Source organism: Streptomyces sp. SPB074 (assembly GCF_000154905.1).
Taxonomy (GTDB): Bacteria; Actinomycetota; Actinomycetes; order Streptomycetales; family Streptomycetaceae; genus Streptomyces.
Genome location: NZ_GG770539.1, coordinates 5361938 through 5372540, shown reverse-complemented (window position 1 = coordinate 5372540; position 10603 = coordinate 5361938). Strand labels below are relative to the sequence as shown.

The following is a 10603-nucleotide window of genomic DNA, read 5'->3' as shown; positions in this document are numbered from 1 at the left end:
GGGGTGGCGGGGCTCAGCCCTGCCGGGCCAGGTCGGCGGCGCCGACGAGTCCTGCCTTGTTGCCGAGCTGGGCGGCGAGCACCTGGGCGTGCGGGCGCCAGGCGCCGCCGATGAGCCAGCGGCGGAAGGAGCGGCGGATCGGGTCGAGGACGAGGTCGCCCTCGTCCGAGACGCCGCCGCCGACGATGAAGGCGGAGGGGTCGAAGAGCGAGGCGAGGTCGGCGAGTCCGGCGCCGGCCCAGCGGGCGAGTTCGCGGAAGGAGTCGACGGCGACCGGGTCGCCCTGGCGGGCGGCCTGGCTGATGTGCTTGCCCTCGATGCCGTCCGGGGTGCCGTCGCCGAAGCCGAGCAGGGTCTCGGCGTTCTCCGGGGTCGCGTTGGCGCGCTGCTTGGCGTAGCGGACGAGGGCCCGCCCGGAGGCGTACTGCTCCCAGCAGCCCTGGCTGCCGCAGCCGCACAGGAGACCGTCGGGGACGACCCGGATGTGGCCGAACTCGGCGGCGACGCCGAACCGGCCGCGCCGGAGCTTGTTGCCGATGATGATGCCGCCGCCCAGGCCCGTGCCGAGGGTGATGCAGATGACGTCCTCGTGCCCCTGGCCCGCGCCGAAGCGGTACTCGCCCCAGGCGGCGGCGTTCGCGTCGTTCTCCACCACGACGGGGAGGCCGACGCGCTTCTCGACCTTGTCCTTGAGCGGTTCGTGGCGCCAGTCGATATTGGGTGCGAAGAGCACGGTGGCCCGCTTGTCGTCCACGTATCCGGCCGCGCCGATGCCCACGGCCTCGATCTCGTGTCCCTTGCTGGCCCCGGCGACCGCGCTGGAGATCGCGTCGACAATGGCCTCGGCGGTGGGCGGCGTGGGCACGGTGAACGTCGAGAGGATCGTGCCCTCCTCGTCCACCACTCCAGCCGCGATCTTGGTACCGCCGATGTCGACGCCGATGGTGAGTCCCATGTGTCCCTCAGTTTTCGGTCGAGCCCCGCTGCGGCCCAACCTTACGCGAGGGCCTGTCAGTCGAGATCGATGCGCTCCCCCCGGCCGCCGTCCCTCTCCTCGTGCGGGCGCTTGCGCGGCGGGTCCTCGCCGGGGCCGCGGGAGGGCTTCTCCCGCGTCCAGCGCGCCTCCTGGCCCGTGACGGCGGAGCGGTAGGCGGCGAGGAGTTCGGAACCGGCCGCCGCGAGGTGGCCGAGCACCTCGGGGTTGCGGGCGAGGACGGGCTCCACGAAGGAGCGGGCCTGGCCGACGGCCTGGCGCACGGCCTCGCCCTGCACGGGTCCGGCGGCGCGCGCGGTGAAACCGGTCAGCTTCTCGGCGAGGGTGTCGGCGAGGCGCAGCAGCTCCTCGGCGGCGGTGCCGGTCTCGGCGCGGCCCTCGCGGGAGCGGCGTTCACGCTCGGCGGCGAGGTCCTCGGCGCAGGCGGCGGACCAGGCGTCGTCCGGGGCGTCCTCGGGCGGCTGGGACGGATTGGCTTCGCTCATGGCGGACTCCTGGGACGGGTGTACCTCCGAAGGTACCGGACCGCCCGCGCGAGGCGGGGGGCCCGGCGAGCACCCGCGAAGCCCACCGCCCGCCGCGCGGCCGGACCCGCGCGCCCGCGTCACCGAGCGCGGCGCCGCCGCGAGCACCCACCGCGTCACCGGGCGAGCGTCCCCCGCCTGCTCACTCCTGCGGCCACAGCCCGGGGGTCGGCCGGAACCGTACCCGCAGGACACCGTCCCGCAGGGCCGCCCCCGTGACGTCGCAGCGGCGCAGGGCCGAGGGGAGACCGCGGGTGCGGCGGAAGGGACCGGCGGTGACGGCGAGTTCGTCCTCGAAGCGGTAGAGGCCGAGTTCCGCGCGGGCGGCGCCGGGCAGCGGCACGTGCCACTCGATGAGCCCGGTCCGCTCGCGCAGGTCGTGGAGGGTCCAGCCGGGGGCGCTCGCGGGCTCGCCGGGCGCCGGGACGCCGAGCGCTTCGAGGCCGGCCGGGTCCGCGGGTTCGGCGCCGAGGTGCGGGATCTCGCGCACGCCCTCGTACGTCGCGAGGGCGGCGTGCTGGGCCGCCGCGCCGAAGGCCCCCGCGGGCAGGACGCGGTTGGCGAGCGGGGCGTCGAGCGCGACGCCGTGCAGGCACGCGGCGATCCGGGCCAGGCGCAGCGCCTCCGTACCGGCCCGCCCCGGTTCCACGACGGGCAGCAGGCTCGTGCCCGGCCCGGTCAGGAGTGCCTGGCTCGCGGCGAGCGCGTCGTCGGCGCGCGCGGCCGCCTCGTACCACTCCTCGCCGGGGAGCGGGACCCCGGCGAGCCTGCCGAGCACGGGCCGCAGGGCGCGGGCCGCCTGGCGCTGCCGGGGCAGGAGCCGGTCGAGGTAGCGGCGCAGCAGCGCGGGCGCGGCCAGGAGCTGGAGCCCCTCGGTGCCGGCCGGGAGGTCCACCACGAGGAGGTCCTGGGCCCCGCCCGCATGGCGGTGGAGCGCGGCGAGGAGCGCGTACGGGGCGAGGCCGGGCGGCGGCGCGAGTTCACCCTCCTCCAGGGGGGCGGCGCCGAGCAGTCCGAGGAGGGCGCCCGCGCGGTCCTGGAGGCCGCCGACGCCGTCGCGGAAGGCGGCGGCGGGGTCGGCGGCGGCGACCCGCAGGCCGGGAACGGGCACGGTGCCGAGCGGCGCGGGGCCCGGCGTGAGGAGGAGCGTGGCGGTCCCGGCGCGGGCGGCGGCGAGCGCGGTCGCGGCGGCGAGCGTGGTGCGCCCGGCCCCGCCGGGTCCGGTGACGAGGACGGTGCGCACGGTGCGGGTCAGCCCTCGGTGCCGGGGGCCGTGCCGGACTCGACGCGCTTCTTGAGCCCGGCGAGGGCGCGGTCGATGATGACCTTCTCGGCCTTGCGCTTGATCATGCCGAGCATGGGGATCTTGACGTCCACGGTGAGCTGGTAGGTCACCTCGGTCGCCGTGCCCTTGGCGCGCAGCCGGTAGGAGCCGTCCAGGGAGCGCAGCATCTGGGACTTGACGAGGGTCCAGGTGACCTCGTCTGGGCTCACCCACGTGTAGGCGAGGGTCTGGTCGTCCTTGATGGCGCCCGCGTCCATGACGAGGCGGACCTGCTCGGCGCGGCCCGCGGTGTCGCGCGCGAGGACGTCGGCCTCCTTGACCTCGCCGGTCCAGTCGGGGTAGCGGGCGAAGTCGGCGATCACACCCATGACCGCGGCCGGCGCGGCCTCGATGGTGATGCTTGAGCTGGTGTGTTCGGCCATCGCCGTGACTCCTCCGTGCTGCCGGGTGGCGGGGACGCGGTGCGGGGCCCGCGCGGGCAAGGCTACCGCTCCCCGGGGGGCGCCTCGTCAGGGCCCGTACCCGCCGCGTGAGGGGCCGCGGGCGGGGCGGACGGGGGGCGGCGGGCGCCGCCGGGGAGGGCGCGCGGACTCACCACGTCAGGGCCCAGGGGCGGCCCGTGGAGGCGAAGTGACCGACGTTCACGCACTCCGTGGCGCCGATCCTCGCACGGCGCACGAGCGGCTGGTGGACGTGGCCGAAGAGGTGGTAGCGGGGGCGGGTGCGGCGGATCGCGGCGAGCAGAGCGCCGCTGCCGCGCTCGAAGCGGCGGGCCACGGTGTCGTAGCAGAGTTCGGGCACGTCGGGCGGGATGTGGGTGCACAGGACGTCCACCTCGCCGAGCTGTTCGACCAGGGCCGCGTACTCCTCCTCGTCGCGCTCGTAGGGGGTGCGCATCGGGGTGCGCAGGCCGCCGCCGACGAAGCCGAAGACCCGGCCGCCGATCTCGGCGCGCCCGCCGTCGAGGACGGTGACGCCCTCGTGCGCGTACTCGGGCCACAGGTGCGGCAGGTCCACGTTGCCGAAGGTCGCGTACGTCGGCGTGGGCATCGCGGCGAACAGGCGCGCGTACTGGCGGCGGGTCGCGCGCTCGATGGCGGGGCCGGGTTCCTCGCCGAGCGCCTCCCACAGGGAGCGGCCGAAGGCGTGCGCCTCGGCGAAGCGGCGGGCGGTGCGCAGTTCCACGATCCGGTCGGCGGCCTCGGTGCCGAAGAGGTCGGGGAAGATGCCGTGCGAGTGGTCGGCGTAGTCGAGGAACATGACGAGATCCCCGAGACAGACGAGGGCGTCGGCCCCGTCCCCGGCGCGCGCGAGGTCCCGCGCGTTCCCGTGCACATCGCTCACCACATGGACCCGCGTCATGCGTGCAGCCTAGTACGCACCCGACGCACGGCCCTCACCTGCGGTTACTCCCCAAAGCACCGCGCGGGGGACTACCCTTCCCCGCAAGCCCCGCCCGGGGAGTGTGACGGAGTGAACATCTCTCCGGAGCCCCCTATCGGAACCTCGTACCGGTGGGTAACGTCCGGGCAGTCCGTCCTGCCCCCGCCGGGGGCGTCCGCACCGTCGCGGCGCACGCGCACTCCACGTGGTGGCCACCGGTGCCCTGTGAGGAGCAGTCTTGCGCGAGTTCAGCCTTCCGGCCCTGTACGAGGTCCCCGCGGGCGGCAACCTGGCCGACATCGTCCGCCGCAACGCCGCGCGGCACCCGGACGTGGCGGTGCTCGGCCGGAAGACCGGCGGGGTGTGGCGGGACGTGACGGCCACGGAGTTCCTCGCCGAGGTGACCGCGGTGGCGAAGGGCCTGCTCGCCTCGGGCGTGGGCCCCGGCGACCGCGTCGGGCTCATGTCCCGCACCCGCTACGAGTGGACGCTCGCGGACTTCGCCATCTGGATGGCGGGGGCGGTGACCGTGCCCGTCTACGAGACCAGCTCCGAGGAGCAGGTGCGGTGGATTCTCGGCGACTCGGGCGCGGTCGCCTGCCTCGTGGAGACCGGGGAGCACGCGCGGACCGTGGAGGCGGTGCGGGAGGGACTGCCCGGGCTCAAGCAGCTGTGGCGGCTGGACGAGGACACGATCGGCGCGCTGGGGGCGGCGGGCTCGGACGTACCGGACTCCGCCCTGGCGGAGCGGGCCGCCGCGGTGAGCGCGGACGACCCGGCGACGATCGTCTACACCTCGGGCACGACGGGCCGCCCCAAGGGCTGTGTCCTCACCCACCGCAACTTCTTCGCCGAGTGCGGCAACGTCGTGGAACGCCTCAAGCCGCTCTTCCGCACCGGCGAGTGCTCCATCCTGCTCTTCCTGCCCGTCGCGCACGTCTTCGGGCGGCTCGTGGAGGTCGCCGCGCTCATGGCGCCGATCAAGCTCGGCCACGCGCCCGACATCAAGCACCTCACCGAGGAACTGGGCACCTTCCGGCCGACGATGGTGCTCGGCGTCCCGCGCGTCTTCGAGAAGGTCTACAACGCGGCGCGCGCGCAGGCGCAGGCCGGCGGCAAGGGCCGGATCTTCGACCGCGCGGCGGACACGGCGATCGCCCACAGCCGCGCGCTGGACACGCCGCAGGGCCCCTCGCTGGGCCTGCGGCTGCGCCACAAGCTCTTCGACCGGCTCGTCTACGGGAAGCTGCGCGCCGTGCTCGGCGGGCGCGGCGAGTACGCGATCTCCGGCGGCGCGCCGCTCGGCGAACGGCTCGGGCACTTCTTCCGGGGCATCGGCTTCACGGTCCTGGAGGGGTACGGGCTCACCGAGTCCTGCGCCGCGACGGCCTTCAACCCCTGGGACCGGCAGAAGATCGGCACGGTGGGCCAGCCGCTGCCCGGCTCGGTGGTGCGGATCGCCGACGACGGCGAGGTCCTGCTCCACGGCGAGCACCTGTTCACGCGGTACTGGAACAACGAGGCGGCGACCGCCGAGGCGCTCGCCGACGGCTGGTTCCACACCGGGGACCTCGGGACGCTCGACGCGGACGGCTACCTCGCCATCACCGGCCGGAAGAAGGAGATCATCGTGACGGCCGGGGGCAAGAACGTCGCCCCGGCGGTCATCGAGGACCGTATCCGGGGCAACGCGCTCGTCGCCGAGTGCATGGTGGTCGGCGACGGCCGTCCCTTCGTCGGCGCGCTCCTCACGCTGGACGAGGAGTTCCTGGCCCACTGGGCCAGGGACCACGGCAGGCCGGAGGCGACGGCCGCCGCGCTGCGCGAGGACCCGGAACTGCTCGCCGCGCTCCAGGAGGCCGTGGACGAGGGCAACCTGGCGGTCTCGAAGGCCGAGTCGGTGCGCAGGTTCCGCGTCCTGGACACCCAGTTCACCGAGGAGTCGGGCCACCTGACGCCCTCGCTCAAGCTCAAGCGCTCGGTCGTCACGAAGGACTACGCCGAGGAGATCGAGGCGCTGTACCGGAAGTGAGCCGCCCCGCGGGCGGCCCCCTTACAGGAGTTCCCTGAGCCGCTGGGCCAGCAGGTCCCAGCGCCACTTCTCCTCCACCCACGCGCGCCCCGCCGCGCCCATCCGCGCGCGCAGCCCGGCGTCCCCGAGCAGCGTGACGATCCGCTCCGCCGTCTGCGGGACGCTCTCACCGCGCACGACGAATCCCGTCTCGCCCTCCTTCACGGCGTCCGGCGCGCCCCCGGAGTCCCCGGCGACGACGGGCAGCCCCGTCGCGGACGCCTCCAGGTAGACGATGCCGAGCCCCTCGACGTCGAGCCCGCCGCGCCGGGTGCGGCAGGGCATCGCGAAGACGTCGCCCGCCCCGACGTGCGCGGGCAGTTCGGACCAGGGGACGCTCCCGGTGAAGCGCACGGAGTCCGCGACGCCCGTCTCGCGGGCGAGGCGCCGCAGGTCGTTCCCGTACGGCCCGTCCCCGACGACGAGGAGCACGGCGTCCGGCTGGGCGCGCAGCACGGCCGGCCAGGCCCGGATCAGGGTGTCCTGCCCCTTGCGCGGCACGAGGCGCGAGACGCACACGACGACGGGTCGGTCGGCGAGCCCGAGGGCGGCGCGCAGCGCGGGCCCGCCGGAGCCGGAGTGGAAGACCTTCTCGTCGACCCCCTTGCGGCAGATGAACCATACGGGCCACCGCGTCGGGGGTGAGGGCGCGGGCGATGCGGCCGCGCGTGTAGGCGCCGAGGTAGGTGAGCGTGTCGGTGCTCTCGCCGATGCGGCGCAGCAGCGCGCGGGAGCCGGGGAGCTGGGCCCAGCCGGCCTCGTGCCCGTGCGTCGTGCCGACGAGGCGGGTGGCCCCGGCGGCGCGCAGCGCGGGCGCCATGAGGCCGAGCGGGGCGGCGGCGCCGAACCACACCGAGGTCGCCCCGTACCGCTTGAGGAGCAGTTCGGCGCGCGCGGTGGTGCGCGGGGTGGGGAGCAGCATCGTGGTCTGGTCGCGGTGCACGCGGAAGGGCTGCGCGGCGTCGAAGGCGGCGGTGGCCTCCCTGCCCTCGCGTCCGCGTTTCCACGTCGAGGCGTAGACGACGAAGCGGTCGGGGTCGAGGCGGAGCGCCATGTTGTGCAGGAACGACTGGATGCCGCCGGGCCGCGGCGGGAAGTCGTTGGTGACGATCAAGGTCCTGTCCATCGCCGCCGACAGTACCCGGCGCGGTCCCGGCGGCGGCCGAACCCCCCGCGTGCCGCCGCTCGGCGGGCGAACCGGGACACAGCGCTCGCGGCGATGGCCCGGAGCGGGCGGGGCAGGCATCATGACCCGGACCCCGGGCCCCCGAAGGCGCGGTCGAGGTGACGAGACGGTGACGAGTCGAGGGCGGGACGGTACGTGAGCGAACGGGCTGGGCGGGCGACGTGGACGCGGACGGCGGGCGCGCTCGTGGTGTGGGGGGCGACACGGGCGCTGCTCCTGCTCTCCGTGCTCAGGGTGATCGTGCCGCCCGGTCTCGACGTGACGGGCGACGTGTCGGTCACGTACCGGAACTGGGCGGGCGTGCTGTCCGGCGGCGTCTTCCCCGAGCACGACGTGACGTGGCAGTACCCGCCGGGCGCCGCGCTCGCGATCCTCGCGCCGAAGCTGCTGCCCTTCTGGCCGTACGCGACGGCGTTCTTCGTCCTCGCCCTCGTGTGCGACGCGTGCGTGACGGCGCTGCTGCTGCGCGCGGCGGCGCGCCCGGGGCGGCGCGGGGCCGGGGTGTGGGTGTGGGTCGTGGGTGTGCCGCTGCTGGGGCCGACCGTGTACGCGCGCTACGACGTGATGGTCACCGCGCTCGCGGTGGCCGCGCTGCTCCTGGGCACCCGCCGGGCGCGCGGCTTCGGGGTGCTCGCGGCGCTCGGCGCGGTCGTCAAGGGGTGGCCGGTGCTGCTGCTCGTCGGGACGCCGCGCGGGCGGGAGACGCGCCGCTCGTGGGCGGGCGCGGCCGTGACGGGGCTCGTACTGCTCGCCGGCTTCGGGCTCCTGATGCCGGGCAGCCTGTCGTTCCTGACGGCGCAGCGCGACCGGGGCACGGAGGTCGAGTCGCTGGGCGCGCTCGTGTTCCACTTCGCGCGGCGCTTCGGCTGGGAGGGACGCGTCGAATTCCACTACGGCTCGATGGAGTTCCTGGGGACGGGCGTTCCCCTCGTCTCGACGCTCGCGCAGGTGCTCAGCGTGCTCGCGCTGGGCTGGCTGGTGCTGTGGCGGGTGCGGGCGCGGGTGTGGAGCGAGGCGACGTTCGCGGACGCGGCGTTCACGGCGCTGCTGCTCTTCACGACGACGAGCCGCGTCATCAGTCCGCAGTACCTGGTGTGGCTCCTCGGTCTCGGCGCGGTGTGCCTGCTGTACCGGGGCGGGCGGATGACGGTCCCGGTGGTCCTCACGGTCATCGCCTCGTTCGTCACGTGGCTGGAGTTCCCCGTGTACTTCGGCGACGTGGTCGGCTCGACGCCGTTCGGCACGGGGCTGCTCGTCGTGCGCAACGGACTGCTGGTGGCGGCGACGGTGCTGGCCTGCCGGGGGCTGTGGCGCGAGACGGTGCGGGCGCTGCCGCGCGGCGGGAGCGGCGAGGAGCGCGCGCGCGTACCGGCCTGGGCGACGACGGACGCCTAGCGGACGGGCCCCGGGGGGGGCTCCCCGGCGGCGTGCCGGGGCGCGTTGCACGTACGTGGACTCGTCGCGCGCGCCTACGCCAGTTGCTCGCGTACGTAGCCGCGCCAGCGGCCGGTCAGTTCGGCCTCGTTCACCCCGAGCACCTTCGTGGCGGCGGCGGCGACCGCGCTGCCGCCGCCCTCGTGCTCCCCCACCGCCCGGTAGAAGGCGCGCAGTTTCGGCTCGCCCCACTGCTCGGCGATCATCCGGCAGGCGAGCCAGCCGCCCTCGTAGGCGCGGGCGAGCCGGTCCGGGTCCTCCGAGAAGGCGAAGTCCGTGTCGGTGGGCAGCGTGTCGGGGGCGGCGCCCGCGCGGACCTCCTCGGCGAGTTCGGGGGCGACCTGGCGCGGGGTGCGCCCGCTGCCGTGGTAGCCGGTCCAGTCGGCGAAGCCCTCGGAGAGCCACAGCGGGGTCCGGGCCGTCGTCGCGGAGCGGGTCGCGACGTGGGTGGCCTCGTGGATGAGGACGAAGCGCTTGCCGAAGGCGCCGAGTTCCTCGTACGCCTCGGGGTTGACGGTGACGCGGTCGGCGGGCACGTGGGCCGTCGAGCCGAGTTCGCCGGTGGTGACGGCGGCGATGCCCCGGTAGTCGGCGGGTTTCTCGCCGAGCAGCGCGGCCATGCGGTCGAGCGAGGCGGGGAGCAGCACGATGAGGCGCCCCGGCCACCGGTCGGGCCACACCCGGCGCACGGCGGGCACGGCGTCGTCGGCGAGCCCGGCCACGTCCGCGAGCGTGGCGCGCGGCTGCCCCACGCCGAGCACGAGCGAGTCCGCGCCGCGTACGACGGTCATCCTGCCCTGCTCCCACAGCTGTTGCGGGGCCCCGGGGGCGGGCTCGTCGGCGCTCACGTACCAGCGGCCCGAGACGCGGCGCAGCGTGAGGGCGCGCCGCGCGGTGACGGAGGCGCTGTCGTAGCCCTTGAGGCGGTACGAGAGCGTCGCGCGGACCGCCGCCCGGTCGCCGCGCGGGGTGAGCGAGGTGACGCGGTAGCTCCAGGCGCTGGGGCGCAGCGCGTCGAGGTTGGCGAAGACGGCGCCCGCGCGCCCGCGCGCCGTGCCGGGCGCGGTGCTCGCGAGCCAGTCGGCGCGGTCCCGCGCGCGCACCGCCTCGCCGCGCGCGTCGAGCACGGCCCGTACCCGGGTCCCGGTGTCGTCGCGGCCCCCGTCCCCACCGCCCCCGCAACCGCCGAGCAGCAGCAGGGCGACGAGCACGGCGGCACGCCTGGGGCGGGAGGGTCGGCTTCGGGCCACGCGGCGAGCATACGGCGAGGTCCCGGCCCCGCCCCCGCGCCCCCGGCCCCGCGAGCCGTGCCGCCCCGCGCCGCTGGAGCCGTCCCGCGTACCGTCCCGCCCCGCGCCCCCCGCGCCCTCGCGGATGCCGTCCCGCCCCGCGCCCCCCGCGCCGTCCGGGAGCGCGTCGCGCCGGGTGCTCAGGGGCGGGTCACCGCGTTGATGGGGAGCATGTGGACGGACTCGTAGCGCACGGCGGCGCCGGGGTGGGGGGCGTGGATGACCTGGCCGCCGCCGACGTACATGCCGACGTGGCTCGCGTCGGAGCGGTACGTGACGAGGTCCCCGGGGCGCGCCTGCGAGAGCGGCACCCGCTGCCCGGCGCCCGCCTGGGCCTGCGAGGTACGGGGCAGGCCGACCCCGGCCCGCCCCCAGGCCCACTGCATGAGCCCCGAGCAGTCGAAGGCCCCGGGTCCCGAGGCACCCCACACGTAGGG

9 protein-coding genes and 1 pseudogene are annotated in these 10603 nt (G+C 75.8%); 2 read left to right on the top strand and 8 right to left on the bottom strand.

Features of this window, described 5'->3' with window-relative positions:
• Positions 1 to 13 precede the first annotated feature (13 nt).
• From SSBG_RS22790 to SSBG_RS22770, 5 genes are all read right to left on the bottom strand, one after another.
• A complete protein-coding gene (locus SSBG_RS22790; protein ID WP_008748427.1) occupies positions 14 to 955 on the bottom strand; it encodes an ROK family glucokinase in 942 nt (313 codons plus the stop codon).
• Positions 956 to 1011: 56 nt separating this feature from the next.
• Positions 1012 to 1479, bottom strand: coding sequence for a DUF5304 family protein (locus SSBG_RS22785; protein ID WP_037870446.1), 468 nt, complete (start codon positions 1477 to 1479; stop codon positions 1012 to 1014).
• Between the two features lie 181 nt (positions 1480 to 1660).
• A complete protein-coding gene (locus SSBG_RS22780) occupies positions 1661 to 2761 on the bottom strand; it encodes an ArsA-related P-loop ATPase (protein ID WP_037870445.1) in 1101 nt (366 codons plus the stop codon).
• An 8-nt stretch (positions 2762 to 2769) separates the two neighbouring features.
• Positions 2770 to 3225 (bottom strand): SRPBCC family protein, encoded by a 456-nt coding sequence (locus SSBG_RS22775; protein WP_008748424.1) that lies wholly within the window; start codon positions 3223 to 3225, stop codon positions 2770 to 2772.
• A 169-nt stretch (positions 3226 to 3394) separates the two neighbouring features.
• On the bottom strand, positions 3395 to 4165 hold the full coding sequence (locus SSBG_RS22770) for a metallophosphoesterase family protein (RefSeq protein WP_008748423.1): 771 nt from the start codon (positions 4163 to 4165) through the stop codon (positions 3395 to 3397).
• Positions 4166 to 4424: 259 nt separating this feature from the next.
• Between SSBG_RS22770 and SSBG_RS22765 the strand changes: the two genes are divergently transcribed.
• Positions 4425 to 6218, top strand: a complete 1794-nt coding sequence (locus SSBG_RS22765; protein WP_008748422.1) for an AMP-dependent synthetase/ligase — start codon at positions 4425 to 4427, stop codon at positions 6216 to 6218.
• 21 nt (positions 6219 to 6239) lie between these two features.
• Here the strand turns inward: SSBG_RS22765 and SSBG_RS22760 are convergent.
• Positions 6240 to 7383 (bottom strand): annotated as a pseudogene (locus SSBG_RS22760) (glycosyltransferase family 4 protein).
• A gap of 195 nt (positions 7384 to 7578) precedes the next feature.
• Here SSBG_RS22760 and SSBG_RS22755 point away from each other — a divergent pair.
• The gene (locus SSBG_RS22755) at positions 7579 to 8838 is read left to right on the top strand and encodes a glycosyltransferase family 87 protein (RefSeq protein ID WP_008748420.1); all 1260 of its coding nucleotides are present in this window, start codon (positions 7579 to 7581) and stop codon (positions 8836 to 8838) included.
• Positions 8839 to 8912: 74 nt separating this feature from the next.
• On the opposite strand, the gene SSBG_RS22750 is transcribed toward SSBG_RS22755, so the two are convergent.
• Positions 8913 to 10127, bottom strand: a complete 1215-nt coding sequence (locus SSBG_RS22750; RefSeq protein ID WP_037870444.1) for a lipoprotein — start codon at positions 10125 to 10127, stop codon at positions 8913 to 8915.
• 179 nt (positions 10128 to 10306) lie between these two features.
• The coding region (locus SSBG_RS31655; RefSeq protein ID WP_037870443.1) for a C40 family peptidase at positions 10307 to 10603 on the bottom strand (297 nt) is incomplete at its 5' end.

Coding starts and splice junctions, on each gene's coding strand:
- SSBG_RS22770 (WP_008748423.1), bottom strand. CDS start 4,165: ATGACGCGGGTCCATGTGGTGAGCGATGTGCACGGGAACGCGCGGGAC.
- SSBG_RS22785 (WP_037870446.1), bottom strand. CDS start 1,479: ATGAGCGAAGCCAATCCGTCCCAGCCGCCCGAGGACGCCCCGGACGAC.
- SSBG_RS22775 (WP_008748424.1), bottom strand. CDS start 3,225: ATGGCCGAACACACCAGCTCAAGCATCACCATCGAGGCCGCGCCGGCC.
- SSBG_RS22790 (WP_008748427.1), bottom strand. CDS start 955: ATGGGACTCACCATCGGCGTCGACATCGGCGGTACCAAGATCGCGGCT.